We start from the raw sequence: 17613 nt of genomic DNA, 5'->3' as shown, positions 1-17613 counted from the left end.
GCGGGGATGACGGGACACGAAGGGCAGTCTCTGCACGGGAATGCTGGAACCGCCCGCGCGGCGATGACGGGACACGAAGGGCAGTCTCTGCACGGGAATGCTGGAACCGCCCGCGCGGCGATGACGGGCCCAAGCGACCTGAGCGTTCGCGCGAAGAATCGTGTCGTGTTGAATGGACATATCAGTCCTGCGCCAGGCCGTAACGCTGCATGCGCCGGTACAGCGCCTGGCGCGACAAGCCCAGGCGCTGCGCGGCGCGGCTGACCACGCCGCCGCAGGCGCGCAGCGCGGCCTCGATGGCCTCGCGGCCGGGCTCGTCGAGATCGCGCGGCACCGCGCTCACGGCCTGCGGCAGGCCCAGATCCGCCAGGCGCACCACGCCCTCGCGGCACAACAGGCGCGCGCGCTGCAGCGTGTTGCGCAGCTCGCGCACGTTGCCCGGCCATGCGTGCGCCAGCAGCGCCTCGCGCGCGTCGTCGTCCAGCGTGCAGGCGCCATCGAGGAAATGCTCGGCCAGCGGCAGGATGTCCTCGCGCCGCGCCGCCAGCGGCGGCAGCGCCAACTCGATCACGTTGAGGCGGTAGTACAAGTCCTCGCGGAAGCGACCGTCACGGATCATCGCCTTGAGGTCGCCGTTGGTGGCGCTGACGATGCGCACGCGCGCGCTGCGCGTGCGCCCCGAACCGAGGCGCTCGAACTGGCCACTCTCCAGCACGCGCAGCAGCTTGGCCTGTCCGGCCAGCGGCAGGTTGCCGATCTCGTCGAGGAACAGCGTGCCGCCATCGGCCTGCTCGAAGCGGCCCGCGCGCGCGCGCGCCGCGCCGGTATAGGCGCCGGCCTCGGCGCCGAACAATTCGGCTTCCAGCAGGTTCTCCGGCAGCGCGCCGCAGTTCACCGCCACGAACGGCCCGCCGCGCACCGCCGAATTGGCGTGCACGATCGCGGCGATGCGCTCCTTGCCGGCGCCGTTGGGGCCGGTGATCAGCACCGGCACCGGCGCGCGCGCGACCTGGCAGACCATCTCCAACAGTCGCAGCATCGACTCCGAAGCGAACACCAGCCCGGCCAGATCGCATTCGGCATCGAGCTTGGCGCGGCGCGCGTGGCGCGCGGCGCGACGCTCGGCCAGTACGTGATTGGCCTCGGCCAGCTCCAGCAGGTTCTCGACCGTGGCCAGCAGGTGCGCATCGTCCCAGGGCTTGGACAGGTAATCGGCGGCGCCGGCTTTCACCAGTCGCACCGCGGCGTCCAGATGCGTCCAGCCGGTCAGCAGGATCACCGGCAGGTCGGGTTGCTGCGCGCGCAGTGCGTGAAACAGCGCCTCGCCCTCGGCGCCCGCGGTGGTATCGGCGGAGAAATTCATGTCCGCGATCACCAGATCGACACGCTGCGCGCGCAGGATTTCCAGCCCCTGCCGCGGGTTGGTCGCGCCCAGCGCGCGGATGTCGTGCAGCGCGAACAGCGTGCTCAGCGCCTCGATCACGCTCGGGTTGTCGTCGATCACCAGCAGGCTGCGCATCGCTGTTTCCCGTGTGGGTGGAGTGGTCGCGCGTGGGCGCCCAGGCACGCTGCGCGGTCAGTGTAATTCCGCGTTGGCAGCGTGCCGCATGGCCGCGCGCCGGGTGGTCGTTGTTTTATCCCTCTCCTCCCCGGGAGAGGGTGGCGCGCAGCGCCGGGTGAGGGTGCGCACTTGCGCAGGGACTCGGCGTTGAACCATGCGCCGCACGGATCAACTGTTGCTGGCATGTGCATTGACAAAGCAACTCTTGACCGAACGCTGGTCGATGGCCGCATACGGCGCGAACGCGGGAAGCCGCGCGACGAGCTGATCCTGCGTGGCGCGGATCGTACCGATCTCTGCGCACAGGCGATCAACGTGACGGTCGAGGTTGACCGTCTGCGCGTGCGCGGTGTCGTTGATGATGCGCGAGTCGTCGTGGAACAGCGCGGAAAACAGCGAGCCGACGATGCTGCCCGCCATGTGCGCGCCGGCCAGTCCGGTCTGCTTGCCGTAGAACATCGCGATTTGCGCCTGCGTGAAATAGCGCGTGGTCAGCACGCGCTGCGCGGGCGTCAGCAGCACCGGCTTGCCGGCGATGCGCAGATCGCCGTTGGCCGCGATCTCGGCCGTGTCACCGCCGCGGTCGCGAATCGAAATGCGGTCGCCGTGCATATGGATGGTTTGCCCATGCATGTTGATACTGGCGCCGCCGCCGCAGGCGCTCAGAGCCAGCGTCAACAGGCCGATCAAGGCGAATCGTGCGACACGGCGTTGAAGGTGCATGGCGTGCTCCCTTGCAGTGGGTGGGTGTTGGGGCTTGGACGTGGAGAGTGGAAAGTGGGGAGTGGGAAGTCAGCAGCGGGGAGCCTTTGTATTCGTCACCCCTGCGCAGAGCCTGCCCCCGCGAAGGCGGGGCGGGGATCCAGCAGGCAACCTGTCCGCAACGATTTCTGCAAGACCAGCATCGCTGTTGAGAAGTGATTCCCGCCTGCGCGGGAATGACGAGAAATGGATGGGGCAGGCATGGCCGGGTGTTTTGGCTCGTCATCCCCGCGTTCCCACTGCTCGTCATCCCCGCGTTCCCACTGCTCGTCATCCCCGCGTTCCCACTGCTCGTCATCCCCGCGCAGGCGGGGATCCAGCAGCCATGTGCCCGATCCGCGCATATTTCACGCCGCCCGCATCGCGGTGGTCGGCGGCACGCGCGCCGCGCGCAGCGCGGGGCCGAGCACGGCGAGCTGGCCCAGCGCCCACATGGCCAGCGCGCCCCATGCCACGTATTGCAGCGGCAGGCGCGACTGCGCGAAGCGCTGCATCAGCAGCACGTTGAGGCCGATGGTGAGCGCCGCGCCCAGCGCCACGCCCATGCTGACGATGATCAGGTTTTCGGCCTGGAAATGGCGCAGGATCGCGCCGCGCGTGGCGCCCAGCGCGCGCCGCGTGCCGATGTGGCGCGTGCGCTGCTGCACCCAGAAACTAGCCAGGCCGCTGACGCCCAGCGCGGTGACGATCAGCAAGATCGCGGTGATCGCCATGAGGATGCGGTTGATGGCCTGCGCACCTTGAAATGCATCAGCGCGCATTGCGGACACCGTCGTGATTTTTGAGGTGACGTGCCCAGGATTGGCCTTTTGCAGCGCCTTCGCGGCCAGTGGCAGCACGCGTTCAAGTTGCCCCGGCTGGCTGCGGATCAGGAACAGCCCGCCGAGATTCTGAGCGCCGACCCGAAATTGAATCAGGATCGAGTCGTCATCCGAACTGCGGCCGGTGATCTCCCCGCGTAGATGATCGACGATGCCGACAATACGCATACTAAAACCGCCTTCTCCACCCGAATACAACATGCGCCCCAGCGCAGTCTCATGCGGATACAAGCGCTCCGCCAAAGCTTGGGTCATTAATGCCGGCAGGATGGTCGTGGGTCCGATCGTGCTTTCGTCTGGAATTTCGTCGGGGCGCGGTGCGTGCCCTGCAATCACACGTATCCCCAATGTCTGCACGTAGCCTTGCGTACCCATGAACACGTAGGGATCGGCGATGCGCGTGTGCATGCCGGGGTCAGAAAACAAGGGATACTGGCTCACGCCCCAGAAAGGCACATCGCCATAGCTGGCATCAACCACCCCCGGCACCGCGCGCAGCAGCGCGATATTGCCTGCCGCCGTGCCCGGGTTCGACGTGCCGATCACGCCGATGCTCTGGATCACGCCGATGTCGCGCCCCATTACCCCGGTGCGCTCATGCTCCAACCGCATGCTTCGATTCACGATGAACAGCAGATTGCCCAGCACCGCCATGGTCAGGGCGATCTCCAGCACCAGCAGCGTGACCGCGGCCTTGTGCCGGCGCAGGGCGGAAAAAATCGGGCGCAACGACGAGAACGGCTTCATAGCGATTTCACCACCAGGGCGGGGGCGATGCGCGCGGCGCGCCACGCCGGCCAGATGCCGGCCAGCAGGGTTGCCACGGCGGCCAGCAGCAGCGCGTACAGCAACAGCAGCGGACTGATCTGCACCGTGGCCGCGTAGCTCACCGGCTGCTGGCGGATCAGCCACAGGCCCAGCCACACCAGCGGCAAGCCGACGAGGCCGCCGAGCAGGCCGATCAGCGCCGACTCGATCACGCACTGCGCGAACACGTCGCGCTTGCGCGCGCCCAGCGCGCGACGCACGCCGATCTCGCCGCCGCGGCGCAGGAACTTGGCCAGCAGCAAGCCCACCGCGTTGAGCAGGCAGATCACGAACACGCCGAAGGCGATCCAGGTCTGCATGCGCACGATCACCGGCACCACGTGCTTGTAGTTCAGCCACTGCATCACGTCGTCCAGGCGCACATTGGGCGCGCGCTGGAACCGCCCCAGCGTGTGCTGCTGCTGGCTGTAGCGCACCAGCAAATCGCGGTAGGCACGCACCTGCGCCGGGGTATTCAATTGCACCCAGTACTGCGCCCAGGTGCACTGCGCCGCCTTGGGGTTGTGGGTGCCGGCGCCGGGATTGTCGCCCCAGCAATCCATCGGGCCGTAGCCGTAGTCCTGCGGCAGCTCCAGCCAGGTGAAAAACGGCAGGTAGATCTGCGCGGCGGCGCCGTAGGCACCATCGTCCAGATCCCAGAAATGCGGCTGCGGATTCCAGGGCTTGATCACGCCGACGATGCGAAACAACCTGGTGGCGATGATCAGCTCGCGCCCCACGCTGTCGGCGCCGCCGAACAACTGGTCGTTGAGTTTTTGCGAGATCACCACGACCTGCGCGCGGCGCGTGTCATCCTGCTCGCTCCACGCCGCACCATATTGGAACGGCACGCCGAACATCGGGAAGAACCCGCGCGTGGTCGCGCGCGTGGTTTCCATGCGCAGCGGGTTGCCCGCCACCGTGCTGCGCAGCGGCAACCAGTTGGCGCTCATCAGCGCGCGCTGGCTGGCCTGATCGAGGTGATACAAGTTGAGCGCGTCGATGTAGGTGAGGTTGTCGGGCGGCGCGCGGCGCGCGCCCGGCAAGTCGGCCGGGCGCGGATCGATCTGCGGATGGAACACCTCATCGCCGCGCTGCGGCAGCGGATTGCCGGCCAGGTTGTGCAGCACCGTGAACATGCTCATCGCCACGCCGATGCCCAGCGCCACCGCCAACACCATCAGCGCAGTGAGCACCGTGTTGCGGCGGAATCCGCGCAGCGCCAGTTGGAACGCGTAACCGAGCATGATCGACTCCTTATGCAGCGCGCATCGCAGTGGTCGGTGGCACACGCGCCGCGCGCAGCGCGGGGCCGAGCACGGCGAGCTGGCCGAGAACCCACAGCGCCACGGCGCCGATCGGCAGATAAATGATCGGCAAACGCGGTACCGCGTAGTGCGCCATCAGCCAGACGTTGATGCCGATCGCCGCGGCGCAGCCCAGCGCGATGCCGGCCGTCGCCAGCAGAAAGTTCTCGGTCTGGAAGTAGCGCAGGATGTCCACGCGACGCGCGCCCAGCGCACGGCGCACGCCGATCTGGCGCGTGCGCTGCTGCACCCAGAAACCAGTCAGCCCCATGATGCCGATCAGCGTGACGATGAGCACCACGAGGGTGACGCTGGTCAGCAGCCATACCGCCGCGCGGCGCCCATGAAAGAAGGCTGCACGCGCAGCTTCAAAGGTTGCTATGCGGGGACGCGAATGCGCGGTCGCATCATTGGGCGGAAACGCGCGGCGCAGTGCAACGGGTATGGACTTGAGTACCGCTGGCAGTGCGTTCGGATCGGCACGCACAGCGTATTCGATGGCAGGAAAATCGATGAATCGGCCCGGGACGAGCAGCACGTTGCCTGCGGCCGACTGGTTCGCGTTGTTGAAATCATTGCGGAGCAAGTGTCCAACGACGCCAACCACGCTGTGGTAGCTCCTATGCTTGCTGCCTGCGCGGATCTGTTGTCCGAGTGGATTTGTGTGTGGGAACAGTTTTTGTGCTAACGCATGCGTGAGGATGACAGGCGCGTCAGTGTTCAGGCCTCCTTCGTTCCGCATCGTTGCATCAACCAGTTCGCTTGGCGAAAAGTTGCGACCTGCGACAAGTTTCAAACCCAACGCATTGACCAGATTGTTGCCAACGTAGATCGCCGCATTCGCCCCGTGCTTACCATTTGAAGAGAAAATCGAATCCGAGTCATACCAACCGCTCACCATCGGCAATGGAGACCCGGCACTTACCGCGATGACGCCTGGAATAGCCCGGAGCTCGGCATACCCGGTCTGAATTTGTGCGCCCGACCAGCCCTTGCCAGTTGTGTTGTAGATATGGCTGACAAGAATGACTTGGTTGGCCGCGACGCCATCGGCGACGAGCAGCGGCACGAGGCGTTGCTGCAACAGCGACAGCGCATTGCACAGGATGGCCGTGGCCAGCGCGATCTGCAGGACCACCAGCGCCGGCATCAGACGATGGCGGCGGAATGTCTTGAGCATGGGTTGCATGCGCGCGCCCCTCAGTTGGTCTTGACTTGCAGCGCAGGCGACAGCGTGCTCGCGCGCCAGGCCGGCAACAGGCCCACGACCAATCCAACACCCACGGACACCGCGAACAGGGTGATGAACATGGGCAGGTTCAAATGCGCCACGCTGGCGTAGCCGATCTGCTGCTGGCGCACCAGCCACAAGCCGAACAGGGTCAGCGGCACCGCCAGTACGCCGCCCAGCAGACTGACGCCACCAGCCTCGATCAGGTGTTGCGCGAACACACCACCGCGCGTGGCGCCCAGCGTGCGCCGCACCGCCACCTCGTAACTGCCGCGCAGAAACCGCGCCAGCAGCAAGCCGGTTACGTTGATCATGCACAGGGCCAGAAACGCCAACGAAAGCCACAGGTTGATGCGCACGCTACCGGGCACGCCATTGTTCTGCGCCACCCAACTATCCATGCTGTGCAGGGCAACCTTTGCTGCACGCGGAAAGCGTCCCGCAACATGCTGCGCCGTGGCGTAGTCCAGCAGATAGCGGCGATAGGATTCCACCTGCTGTGGCGTATCCAATTGCACCCAGGTTTCAAGCCAGCGGCAGTCTCCGACCTTTGAGCTACCGAACGCATACGCATGCGATGAGTGCTCGCAAATTCCCGGGTGAACAGGTCCAATGGAAGCCGCAAGTGCGGATTGCGCCGGCAAAATGATCGGAAACTTCGTGCCTGGCGGAAAATATAGCTGCTCAAGATCGAAAAACTGGCGCCGGTACCGCCAGTTGGCCATGACTCCAATCACGCGGAACACATGCCCGTTGAGGCGCAGGCTGCGCCCCACACCATCGGTCACGCCAAACAACTTGCGGCTCAGATGCTCGTCAATTATGGCTACGGGAGCGCGCGCCGCGCTCTCAGCTACGGTCCATGTACGGCCATAGCGCAACGGTACGCCAAACATCGCGATGGCCTGCGCCGAGGTCAGCCAAGTGAGTACGCTGGAATCGTGTGCGCCGCCAGTGATGGTCGAGGCATTCACGTCCGCGATCGCCAGATCCACCTGCCGCACCGCCTTGCGCGCATCCACCAGCGCCTGCGCATCGCGCAGCTTGAGCAAGGTGGGCCAGGACGAGTCGCCGTGATCGCCTGGCTTGGGCAGCGGCTGCGAGTCCATGGACACAAGGTAGATGTGCTGACTGCCGTGCGGAATCGGATCGGCCATCAGTGCATTCAGAATCGTGTAGGCGGTCATGCAGGACGCGATGCCGATGGCCATCGTCACGATGATCAACAACGTCTGCGTGCGATGGCGCAGCAAACTGCGCAGCGCCAATTGCAGGTAATAGGCACCTTGGCTGTTCATCGCATGCCCTCACGCCGCCCGCATCGCCGTGGTCGGTGGCACGCGCGCCGCACGCAGCGCGGGGCCAAGCACGGCGAGCTGGCCCAGCGCCCACAGCGTCACCGCGCCGATCGGCAGATAGACGATCGGCAACCGCGGTACCGCGTAGTGCGCCATCAGCCAGACGTTGATGCCGATCGCCGCGGCGCAGCCCAGCGCGATGCCGGCCGTCGCCAGCAGAAAGTTCTCGGTCTGGAAGTAGCGCAGAATGTCCACGCGCCGCGCGCCCAGCGCGCGGCGCACGCCGATCTGGCGCGTGCGCTGCTGCACCCAGAAGCTGGCCAGGCCGGCGATGCCGAAGGCCGTGGTCAGCAGCAGCGCGGCGATCACCCCGACAAGGATGCCGGCCATGGCGCGATCGTTCTGGAAGTACGCGTGCCGGATCTGTTCAAACGTGCGGTGATGCAACAGCACCCGATTGGGATCGATGCGCTTGAGCGTGGCCACCGCGGCCTTCAGCACGCGCTCGCGGTCCTGCGGCGCGCAGCGGATGATGTAGCCTGCGGCCTGCTGCAGGCTGATACGTATCGGAAACAGGATGCTGTAGTCGGCCCCAATACTGGGCACCTCCGGACGCAACAGGTTCGTAATTACACCGATCACACGGAACTGGATGCCGTTGCCCATGTAAAAGGTCTTGCCCAGCGCCGGTTGGCCTGGCCATAGCCGCTCGGCCAGCGCTTCCGTGACGATCACGATGTGTGGCAATTCTTTCAGGTTATCGGAATGCAGCGCCCTGACGACGGCACCGAAGCCGAGGTATTCGCCAGGAGAAAATTTGCGGCCGGCGATCAGCCGCAACCCGAGCGTGCTGATGATGTTCTGTCCGAAATATTCCGCGACATGGACCGTATTCCACCTTTGCCGCGGGTCGAGTTTGATGCCGCCATTCGAGGAATGGTCAGCGAACGGCAGCTGGTTGATCAGGGCGACATCACGCACGCCGGGAATCTGTCGCAGGGCAGCAATATCGACCTGTGCTCGCGCTTCGGCATCCGGCTCATTGCCGATATAAGCCATCTGCACCTGCACCAGCTGATGGTCTGCGACACCGCTGACAATGTCCATGCGCTGCAGGCGGTTGTGGATCAGGAACACCGCGTTGCTGACGATGGCGAAGGCCAGCGCGATCTCGAACACGATCAGGAGTGCCGCGATCTTGTGCCGCGACAGGCTGGCAAGGATGGGACGGATGGCCATGGTCGACCTCATTGCGTCTTGAGTTGCAACGCAGGCGGGATCAGGCACGCCCGCCACGCTGGCAAGGCGCCGGCCAGCAGGCTGCCCGCCAGCGCGAGCCCGAATGTCGCAAGCAGCATCGCGGGATCGAGATGCGCCAGCTTGGCGTAGTCGGAGGGCTGCTGCCGCACGGCCCATAGGCCCACCAGGGTCAGCAGCAGCCCCAGCACGCCACCCGCGAGACCGACCAGACCGGACTCGATCAGAAGCTGCGTGAAGATCGCCCGGCGCGACGCGCCCAGCGCGCGGCGCACGCCGATCTCGCTGCTGCGGCGCAGGAACTTGGCCAGCAGCAGTCCGACCGTATTGACCAGACACACCAGCAGGAACCCCAGCGCCAGCCAGGCCTGCATGCGCACGTCGTCGGGCACAACCTGCCAGTACGTCAGCCACTGCATCAGGCTGCGCAGGCGCACGTTGGGTGGACGCTGGAAGCGCCCCAGCGACTTCTGCTGCGCCGAGTAGTTCACCAGGAACTGCCGATAGGCCGCGACCTGGGCTGGGCTGTCGAGTTGCACCCAGAACTGTAGCCACCCGCAGGGTGCGGTATGCGCGGGCCGCGGGCCGCCGCCGCCATTGCCCCAGCAGTTGACGGAGCCCTCGTGATCCATCTTGATGTCCTGCGAGGTCGACAGCGGCAGGTACACGCCCTCGGGCTCGGCGTAGCTGCCGACGTACATGTCGTAGAAGTGCGGGCTGGGATGCCAGTCGCCCAGCACACCCACCACGCGGAAGGCCGCGCCGTTGAGCCGCAGAACCTTGCCCACGCTGTCGCCGCCGCCGAACACGCGCCGGTTCAGCGCGTCGCTGATCACCGCCACGCGAGCACGGGCGGCGTCATCGGCGGCGTCCCAGCCATGGCCGTAGCGGAACGGCACGCCGAACATCGGGAAGAACTCCGCCGTCGTTGCCCGCGCATCTTCGAAGAACGGATCGATGCCGTTGCGGGTCGACTGCACGGCGACGGACCCGCCAGTCATCAATGCCTGCCGGTCGGCCCGATGCGCCTCCAGCAGATTCATGCCATCGATCCACGTGACCTGACCCATCGGCTCCTCGCCTGGGCGATAGCTCAGCGCGTCGCGCGGGTCGATCTGCGGGTAGTACAGATCGGCGCTGCGCCCCGGCAGCGGATCGCCCGACAGCACGTGCAAGACGGTCAGCGTGGTCATGCAGGTGCCGATGCCCACGGCCAGCGCCAGCACCATCAGCGTGGTCAGCACCGGATTGCGCTGCAATGCGCGCAGCGCGAGTTGCAGGTAATAGGTACCTTGGCTGTTCATCGCACGCCCTCTATGCCGTGCGCATCGCCGTGGTCGGCGGCACGCGCGCCGCGCGCAGCGCGGGGCCGAGCACGGCGAGCTGGCCGAGAACCCACAGCGCCACGGCGCCGATCGGCAGATAAATGATCGGCAAACGCGGCACCGCGTAGTGCGCCATCAGCCAGACGTTGATGCCGATCGCCGCGGCGCAGCCCAGCGCGATACCCACGGTCGCCAGCAGGAAGTTCTCGGTCTGGAAATAGCGCAGGATGTCGATGCGGCGCGCACCCAGCGCCCGCCGCACGCCGATCTGCCGCGTGCGCTGCTGCACCCAGAAGCTGGCCAGGCCGACGATGCCGATGGCGGTGACGCCGAGCAGGGCGATGATGGTGGACACCAGCAGCCAGGCCATGGAACGGTCGTCGCGGAAATAGCGTTGCCGCATGTGCGCGAACGATTCCTGCTTAATCAGTGTCTCGGTCGGGTGCATGGCCTGGAGTTTCGCGGCCGCGGCCTTGAGCACCCGCGCACACTCGGCTGGTGGACAGCGCAGGGCGTACCAGGCATACATCACTGGACTCGTGCGTAACGGCGAAATGACACCGTAGTAGTTGCTTGGATCCTCCGCGTTGGCATTGATGTACGGCTTGATGATGTTGGAGACGACCCCATCCACGAGTACCGGCGTCTCACCCATGTACATCACCTTGCCCACAGCGCTGGCGTGCGGCCACAGCCGCTTCGCATACGCCTCCGTGATCAGCGCCTGCCGGGCATTCACAAATGTCTTGAATACATCCTTGGGCGTGAGATCACGGTAGGCACTCGGTTGAAACGCAGCGCCTTGCAACACGCGGATGCCGAGCGTCTGCAGCAAATCAGGGCCGCCGAAGTAGATAGGCGCTGGGGCGCCATCGTTGAAGTTGTGGACCGGATGCGTTGCGTACGCGAGCCCCCATTGCGAGCCACTCAAGGGCAGGGTATTGACGACGCTGGCCGACTCGACACCCGGAATCGCCCGCAGCGCGGAGAGGTCGGTTTGCGCGGAGGCGACCGATCCGTTTTGTTTCCCGGCCGTGGCAAGTTGCAGCAGGACCAGGCTGCGCTCATCGATACCGGAGCGCAGATCGATGCGCTGCAAGCGCCCGATCACCATATACACGGCATTGCTGACGATGGCGAAAGCCAGCGCGATTTCCAGCACGATCAGGAACGCGGCGATCTTGTGCCGGCGCAGCGCGGACAGGATGGGACGCGGCGTCATCATGGCGGGCCTCACTGGGTCTTGAGTTGCAAAGCGGGCGGAATCAGGCACGCGCGCCACGCCGGCAGTAGCCCGGCGACGAGGCTGGCGAACAGCGCCAGCGCCAGGGTGGCGACCAGCATCGCCGGTTGTAGATGCGCGAGGCTGGCGTAGTCGGACGGCTGCTGGCGCACCAGCCACAGGCCCAGCCAGGTGAGCAGCAAGCCGAGCAGCGCGCCGGCCGCGCCGATCATGCCGGCCTCGATCAGCAGTTGCGCGAAGATCGCGCGGCGCGAGGCGCCCAGCGCGCGGCGCACGCCGATCTCGTTGGAGCGGCGCAGGAACTTGGCCAGCAGCAGGCCCACGGTGTTGACCACGCACACCAGCAGAAAGCCCAGCGCCAGCCAGGCTTGCATGCGCACGTCATCGGGCACCACGTGGTTATAGGCCAGCCACTGCATCAGGTCGTCCAGACGCACGTTGGGCGGCCGCTGGAAGCGCCCGGCGGCATGCTGCTGCGCGGAGTAGTTGGCCAGGAAGCGCTGATACGCCGCTGCGGCTCTGGCGCCATCCAGTTGCACCCACATCTGGATGAAGCCGCACGGCGAGGTGTCCAGGTTCTTTCCGGGCTTGCCGTAACAATTGGTGGAGCCGCTGACGGCGAAATTCAGCGCGCGCGCGGTGTTGAACGGAATGAAAACCTGTTCGACCTCGCCGTAGCGCGATGAATCGAGATCGTAGAAACGCGGCACCGGGCGCCAGTGCGCCAGCACGCCGATGATGCGGAAACTGTGGCCGCCGTAACTGAGCATGCGGCCGACGCTGTCGGCGCCGCCGAACAGCTTGCGGTCCAACCTCTGCGAGATCACCGCCACGTGCGCGGCGCCGGCATCATCGGCTTTCGACCAGCCACCGCCGAATCGAAACGGCACCTCGAACATGCTGAAGAAATCGCCGCCGGTCAGGCGCGAGCTCACCACGAACGGATGCAGCACCGAGCCCGTCGGCGGCTGCACCACGCCGGCACCCTGGTACATCACCGCCGCGCGCGTGGCCTTGCCCTGCTGCAGCAGATTCTCGGCGTCGATGTAGGTGAGCAGGCCGGGTGGCTCGGGCTTGCCATCGCCGCCGCGCGCCAGAGGCCGCGGATCGACTTGCGGGTAGTACAGGTGCGCGCTGCGCCCCGGCAGCGGATCGCCGGAGAGCACGTGCAGCACGGTGAGCATGGTCATGCTGGCGCCGATGCCCACGGCCAGCGCCAGCACCATCAGCGCGGTCAGCGCCGGGCTGTTGCGCAGCGCGCGCAGGGCCAGGCGCAGGTAGTAGGCGCCCATGACTCAGCCCCGCGGCAGCGCGAGATCGCCCGCGGTGCGCTCGCGCAGGCCGGGATGGAAGCGCGGCTCCTCGCTGACCCCGGTGGCCATGCCGTCGACGATGTGCACGTTGCGCTGCGCACGCGCGGCCAGCTCGGGATCGTGGGTGACCATGATGATGGTGGCGCCCTCGCGGTGGATTTCCTCGATCAGCTCCATCACCCCGCGCGCCATGGCGGTATCGAGGTTGCCGGTGGGCTCGTCCGCGAGCAGCAGGCGCGGGCCGCCGGCCAGCGCGCGCGCGATCGCCACGCGCTGCTGCTGGCCACCGGAGAGTTCGGCCGGGTAGTGCTTGAGGCGTGCCGATAGACCGACGCGCTCCAGCGCCGCCAGCGCGCGCTGGCGCCGCTCGCCGCCGCTCATGTGGCGGTAGTGCAGCGGCACCTCGACGTTGTCCAGCACGTTGAGGTCGGGGATCAGGTTGAAGGCCTGGAACACGAAGCCGATCTTCTCGTTGCGCAGGCGCGAGCGCTGGTTGTCGTTCATGCCGTGCACGTTGACGTGGTCCAGCAGGTACTCGCCGCGGGTGAAATCCTCGAGCAGCCCGGCGATGGTCAGGAACGTGGTCTTGCCCGAGCCCGACGGCCCGGTGACGGCGACGAACTCGCCCTCGTCGACCTTCAGCGAGAAGCCGCGCAGGGCGTGGGTCTCGACGGTTTCGGTGCGATACACCTTGGACACTTCGCGCATCTCGAGCATCACGTTCTCCGGGTTGGATCAAGCCCCTCTCCCAGCGGGAGAGGGGTTGGGGTGAGGGTTCGGGTCTTGCTCAGCGTTGCGCAAGGTCGAACCCTCATCCGGCCTGCGGCCACCTTCCCCGGCCCTCGCGCACAGCGCTCGGGCGTTCGGCTGTGCATGATCTGCCCGCGGCAGATCATCAGCGCGCAGCCTCGCCCCGGCGGGAGAAGGAAATTCTCAATGACTGATCACCACGCGCGGCGCGTCGTGGAAACTCTCGGCGCCGGCGACCACGACACGTTCGCCCGGCTTCAACCCGGCGAGAATCTGCACGCGGTCGATGCTGCTGGGACCGAGGCGCACCGGCGTGCGCACCGCGAGGTCGCCATGCAGCACGTACACCGCGCTGCCGCCGTCGCTGTCCAGCGACGGGCCGCGCGCCACGGTGATGGCATCGGCCACGCGCTGCAGCACCACGCGCACGCTGAGGCGCTGGTTCTGACGCAGTCCGGCCGGGCGCGCGCTGGCGAAGCGCACGCGCGCCGCCACTTCGCCGCCAACCACCTCGGGCGAGATCGCGCCGACGATGCCCGGCCAGCGCTGGCCGTCGCCGCTGATCTCGGCGTGCATGCCCGGCGCCAGATCGCGCGCGAAGCTTTCCGGCACCTTGATCTCGACTTCCAGCGCCGACAAATCCACCACGCTCAGCAGCGCCGCGTCCTTGGCCACCTTGGTGCGATCGGCCACCGCCAGTTGCCCGACCTGGCCGGTGACCGGCGCGCGCAGGGTCAGCGCATCGACCTGACGCTGCAAGTCGGCCACGATCAGTTGCTGGCGCTCGGCGGCGAGGCGCTTGCTGCGAATCTCGAACGCGACCATGCGATTGTCCAGGCCCTGATCCTGCTCGGCGTGGCGCAGGCTGATCTGCGCCTTGTCCAGCGCGTCCTGCGCGCGCAGCACGTTGATCTCGGGCACCGCGCCCATCTTGTAGGCGCGCGTGTTGCGATCGAGATCGGTCTGCGCGGATTTGAGGTCGATGCGCGCGTCCTCCAGTTTCTGGCGCGCGGCCAGGCGCTTCTTTTGCGCATCGAGGTGCGCGTTCTCATAGGCCAGGCTCAGGCTTTGCAGCGTGGCCTGCTCCTGCGCCAGGCGATTGGTCAGCTCGGGGCTTTCGACGATGCCCAGCACCGCATTTTTTTGCACGGCATCACCGGCCTGCACCTGATAGCGCACCGTGCCCGAGGCCGCCGCGTACAGCGTCGGGCTGACCGCGGCGACCACGCGCCCATCGGCGGCGATGTCGCGCACGAACGCGCCCTGCTGCACCGTGGCCACTTCCAGCCGGCTCAGACTGACGCTGTTGGATGCGGCGAAGTAGCGCGTGAGCAGCACGCCCAGCAGCAGCGCGACCAGCACCGCGCTGCCGATATAAAGCAGCCGGCGCTTGTGCCGGCGCCAGCCCTGCGCGGTCTCCAGCACGAAATCCTGCCCCTGTGTATCGCGAAAATTCATGCCCGCCCCGTGGATTGCACTAGCCAACACAAGGCAAGGCGCGTGCCAGGTGCGCAGACGCTGCGCAGGACTGTGCGTTCAAGCAGTTGCGCGCGCGGCGCGTGCCGATGCAGTGTCCGCGGACAGCGTGCGGACAGTCGCGGCGGGATTCTCGAGGGTTCGCGCTGTCATGCGCGCGTGCTGTTTGATGCAGTGTTTTGTCATCCACGGCGAAACTCGGCATGGCCATTCGGAAAGCCGGACCACACGCCATGCCATGCTTGTTCGAGGCCGCGGGCCGAAGCCTCACGGTTTTGATCACCGCGCAGCGTTGGCGCGGACTACAACGTGCACCCGTGCGCCGAGAGGGTTCGCTACGCTCGGCATGACAAGCCGGTGAATCCCGCGCCGCGCGATCTCGCTCACCCCGATTCCACAGTCCCGATTCCCACGCTGCAAGCCATCCATCACCGATCCTGCGAAACTCGCCCGCCATGTCCACGCCCTCATCTTCGATTCCATCCGCCACGCCGCCCGATGCGCGCGCCGCGTCCCCCATGCCGCAGCGCGCGCTACTGGCGCGGCGCGCGTGAGCATGCATTTCAGCCTGCTCAACAGCGATGGCGCGGCGCGGCGCGGACGCGTGCGATTCGCGCGCGGCGTGGTGGAGACGCCGGCGTTCATGCCGGTGGGCACCTACGGCACGGTCAAGGCGATGACGCCCGCCGACCTGCGCGGCAGTGGCGCGCAGATGATCCTGGGCAACACCTTTCATCTGTGGCTGCGCCCGGGGCTGCAGGTGATCGAGCGCTGCGGCGGCCTGCACGGCTTCATGCGCTGGGACGGGCCGATCCTCACCGACTCCGGCGGATTCCAGGTGTTCTCGCTGGCGCACCGGCGCAAGATCACCGAGCAAGGCGTCAGCTTCGCCTCGCCGGTGGACGGCAGCAAGGTGTTTCTCTCGCCCGAGGAATCCATGCGCATCCAGCGCGTGCTCGATGCGGACGTGGTGATGATCTTCGATGAGTGCACGCCGTATCCGGCCAGCGCGCGCGAGGTCAGCGATTCGATGGAACTCTCCTTGCGCTGGGCCGAGCGCTCGCGCCGCGCCTTCGATGATCTGCGCAACCGCAACGCGCTGTTCGGCATCGTGCAGGGCGGCGTGTACCCCGAGTTGCGCCAGCGCTCGGCTGCGGGCCTGCGCCAGATCGGTTTCGACGGCTACGCCTTGGGTGGCCTCGCCGTGGGCGAGCCCGAGGCCGAGCGCAACCGTACCCTCGATGAAACCCTGCCGCTGCTACCTGCCGAGCGCCCGCGCTATCTGATGGGCGTGGGCCGCCCCGAGGACATCGTCGCGGCGGTGCGCCGCGGCGTGGACCTGTTCGACTGCGTGATGCCCACGCGCAACGCGCGCAACGGGTTCCTGTTCACCGCGCAGGGCACGCTGCGTATCCGCAACGCGCGCTACGCCACCGATACGCGCCCGATCGAGGAAGGCTGCGACTGCGCCGCCTGCGCCGGCGGTTTCAGTCGCGCCTATCTGCGCCATCTGGACCGCTGCAACGAGATCCTCGGCAGCATCCTGGCCACGCAGCACAACCTGCGCTATTACCAGCGCCTGATGGCCGGGCTGCGCGATGCCATCGCCGCCGCGCAACTGGACGACTTCTGCGCCGCGTTTGCAGCCGCGCGCCAGGTGGCGTCGGAGTAGCGCCCAGCCGGGTCGCATCACTTCCGCAAAGAGCCGGCCCTGCATTCCTCTCACCCTCCGGGCGGGATTTCCCTCTCCCCTCGGGAGAGGGTGGCGCGCAGCGCCGGGTGAGGGTTCGCACTTGCTTGGCATGTGTTGTACGTGAACGACCGCTCTTGCGTGGTGCTTGGCAAGGTTGCCCTGTTCCGTGCGGCTGCCGCCGCGCTTTACTTCGGGCATCCTGCCCTCCGCCCCTGCGGGGCCCGCTACGCGGTTCGCGCCGCTCCTGCGGCGCAGTGCTCGGCAAAGATAAGGAACCCAAGAAAGCCGACCCCGACAGCAGCGCCCGCTGCGCGGGTGCGCGCGCTTGCGCGTGAGCGCGATCTCGGCCTGCGCATCCGGCACTGGTCGGATCGTCCGGCCCGCAACATCGTGTCGCGGGCGTTCGGCAGCTGGCGCTGCCTCGCCCCGCGCGCTCACACTTCGTGCTTGTCCCGCGCAGTCCCGCCGTTGCCGAAGAGGATTGAAGATCAAGAGCACGCGCGCTGCGCGCGCGTCGTTGCCTCTGATCTTCGTAGCGTTGGTCAGTGCCGAGCAGCGCAGTCGGGCGCGAGGGCAAGGCGCGCATGTTCGAGCCCAGGGATGGGCGAGTTCGCGCTGGGCGCCCGCGCCGGGATGGCGCGGGCCGGGCTTGGCCGCGAAGCAGGATGCGAGAGCGGACAAGGCGGCCGGCGCGCAGCGCAGGGCGCGGCGTCGAGCGCCCGAGGCAGGAGCCGAGGGCCGCGTGACTTGCCCAGCGCGGGATGCGCGA

13 protein-coding genes are annotated in these 17613 nt (G+C 66.9%); 1 reads left to right on the top strand and 12 read right to left on the bottom strand.

Annotated elements, in window-relative coordinates; all coding sequences use genetic code 11:
• Positions 1-181: 181 nt before the first annotated feature.
• The 12 genes from ACYDAT_RS00150 to ACYDAT_RS00095 form a co-directional block, all read right to left on the bottom strand.
• Complete coding sequence (locus tag ACYDAT_RS00150; protein WP_461448138.1) at positions 182-1519, bottom strand: sigma-54-dependent transcriptional regulator; 1338 nt, start codon at positions 1517-1519, stop codon at positions 182-184.
• 210 nt (positions 1520-1729) lie between these two features.
• Entirely contained in the window at positions 1730-2284 is a 555-nt protein-coding gene (locus ACYDAT_RS00145) for a YggN family protein (protein WP_461448137.1), read from the bottom strand.
• A gap of 386 nt (positions 2285-2670) precedes the next feature.
• Complete coding sequence (locus ACYDAT_RS00140; RefSeq protein ID WP_461448136.1) at positions 2671-3891, bottom strand: ABC transporter permease; 1221 nt, start codon at positions 3889-3891, stop codon at positions 2671-2673.
• The gene (locus ACYDAT_RS00135) at positions 3888-5198 is read right to left on the bottom strand and encodes an ABC transporter permease (RefSeq protein WP_461448135.1); all 1311 of its coding nucleotides are present in this window, start codon (positions 5196-5198) and stop codon (positions 3888-3890) included. Before ACYDAT_RS00135 ends, ACYDAT_RS00140 begins: the two co-directional genes overlap by 4 nt.
• A gap of 10 nt (positions 5199-5208) precedes the next feature.
• Positions 5209-6438, bottom strand: coding sequence for an ABC transporter permease (locus ACYDAT_RS00130; RefSeq protein ID WP_461448134.1), 1230 nt, complete (start codon positions 6436-6438; stop codon positions 5209-5211).
• A gap of 20 nt (positions 6439-6458) precedes the next feature.
• Positions 6459-7787, bottom strand: a complete 1329-nt coding sequence (locus ACYDAT_RS00125; protein ID WP_461448133.1) for an ABC transporter permease — start codon at positions 7785-7787, stop codon at positions 6459-6461.
• A gap of 9 nt (positions 7788-7796) precedes the next feature.
• Positions 7797-9026 carry an ABC transporter permease gene (locus ACYDAT_RS00120; protein ID WP_461448132.1) on the bottom strand — a complete coding sequence of 410 codons (1230 nt, stop codon included), beginning with the start codon at positions 9024-9026 and terminating at the stop codon, positions 7797-7799.
• Positions 9027-9034: 8 nt separating this feature from the next.
• A complete protein-coding gene (locus ACYDAT_RS00115) occupies positions 9035-10348 on the bottom strand; it encodes an ABC transporter permease (protein WP_461440511.1) in 1314 nt (437 codons plus the stop codon).
• A 10-nt stretch (positions 10349-10358) separates the two neighbouring features.
• Positions 10359-11594 (bottom strand): ABC transporter permease, encoded by a 1236-nt coding sequence (locus tag ACYDAT_RS00110; protein WP_461448131.1) that lies wholly within the window; start codon positions 11592-11594, stop codon positions 10359-10361.
• Positions 11595-11602: 8 nt separating this feature from the next.
• Positions 11603-12904 carry an ABC transporter permease gene (locus tag ACYDAT_RS00105; protein WP_461448130.1) on the bottom strand — a complete coding sequence of 434 codons (1302 nt, stop codon included), beginning with the start codon at positions 12902-12904 and terminating at the stop codon, positions 11603-11605.
• A 3-nt stretch (positions 12905-12907) separates the two neighbouring features.
• Entirely contained in the window at positions 12908-13642 is a 735-nt protein-coding gene (locus ACYDAT_RS00100) for an ABC transporter ATP-binding protein (protein ID WP_461440063.1), read from the bottom strand.
• 216 nt (positions 13643-13858) lie between these two features.
• On the bottom strand, positions 13859-15133 hold the full coding sequence (locus ACYDAT_RS00095) for an efflux RND transporter periplasmic adaptor subunit (protein WP_461448129.1): 1275 nt from the start codon (positions 15131-15133) through the stop codon (positions 13859-13861).
• Positions 15134-15707: 574 nt separating this feature from the next.
• Here ACYDAT_RS00095 and tgt point away from each other — a divergent pair.
• Positions 15708-16823, top strand: a complete 1116-nt coding sequence (gene tgt / locus ACYDAT_RS00090; protein WP_461448205.1) for a tRNA guanosine(34) transglycosylase Tgt — start codon at positions 15708-15710, stop codon at positions 16821-16823.
• Positions 16824-17613 lie beyond the last annotated feature (790 nt).

The sequence above is a fragment of the Metallibacterium sp. genome (genome assembly GCF_054637675.1).
This window is presented reverse-complemented; position numbering and strand designations above follow the sequence as displayed.

What these genes read in the sequence shown, in the direction of transcription:
- ACYDAT_RS00150 (WP_461448138.1), bottom strand. Translation starts at nt 1,519, where the DNA reads ATGCGCAGCCTGCTGGTGATCGACGACAACCCGAGCGTGATCGAGGCG.
- ACYDAT_RS00145 (WP_461448137.1), bottom strand. Translation starts at nt 2,284, where the DNA reads ATGCACCTTCAACGCCGTGTCGCACGATTCGCCTTGATCGGCCTGTTG.
- ACYDAT_RS00140 (WP_461448136.1), bottom strand. Translation starts at nt 3,891, where the DNA reads ATGAAGCCGTTCTCGTCGTTGCGCCCGATTTTTTCCGCCCTGCGCCGG.
- ACYDAT_RS00135 (WP_461448135.1), bottom strand. Translation starts at nt 5,198, where the DNA reads ATGCTCGGTTACGCGTTCCAACTGGCGCTGCGCGGATTCCGCCGCAAC.
- ACYDAT_RS00130 (WP_461448134.1), bottom strand. Translation starts at nt 6,438, where the DNA reads ATGCTCAAGACATTCCGCCGCCATCGTCTGATGCCGGCGCTGGTGGTC.
- ACYDAT_RS00125 (WP_461448133.1), bottom strand. Translation starts at nt 7,787, where the DNA reads ATGAACAGCCAAGGTGCCTATTACCTGCAATTGGCGCTGCGCAGTTTG.
- ACYDAT_RS00120 (WP_461448132.1), bottom strand. Translation starts at nt 9,026, where the DNA reads ATGGCCATCCGTCCCATCCTTGCCAGCCTGTCGCGGCACAAGATCGCG.
- ACYDAT_RS00115 (WP_461440511.1), bottom strand. Translation starts at nt 10,348, where the DNA reads ATGAACAGCCAAGGTACCTATTACCTGCAACTCGCGCTGCGCGCATTG.
- ACYDAT_RS00110 (WP_461448131.1), bottom strand. Translation starts at nt 11,594, where the DNA reads ATGATGACGCCGCGTCCCATCCTGTCCGCGCTGCGCCGGCACAAGATC.
- ACYDAT_RS00105 (WP_461448130.1), bottom strand. Translation starts at nt 12,904, where the DNA reads ATGGGCGCCTACTACCTGCGCCTGGCCCTGCGCGCGCTGCGCAACAGC.
- ACYDAT_RS00100 (WP_461440063.1), bottom strand. Translation starts at nt 13,642, where the DNA reads ATGCTCGAGATGCGCGAAGTGTCCAAGGTGTATCGCACCGAAACCGTC.
- ACYDAT_RS00095 (WP_461448129.1), bottom strand. Translation starts at nt 15,133, where the DNA reads ATGAATTTTCGCGATACACAGGGGCAGGATTTCGTGCTGGAGACCGCG.
- tgt (WP_461448205.1), top strand. Translation starts at nt 15,708, where the DNA reads ATGCATTTCAGCCTGCTCAACAGCGATGGCGCGGCGCGGCGCGGACGC.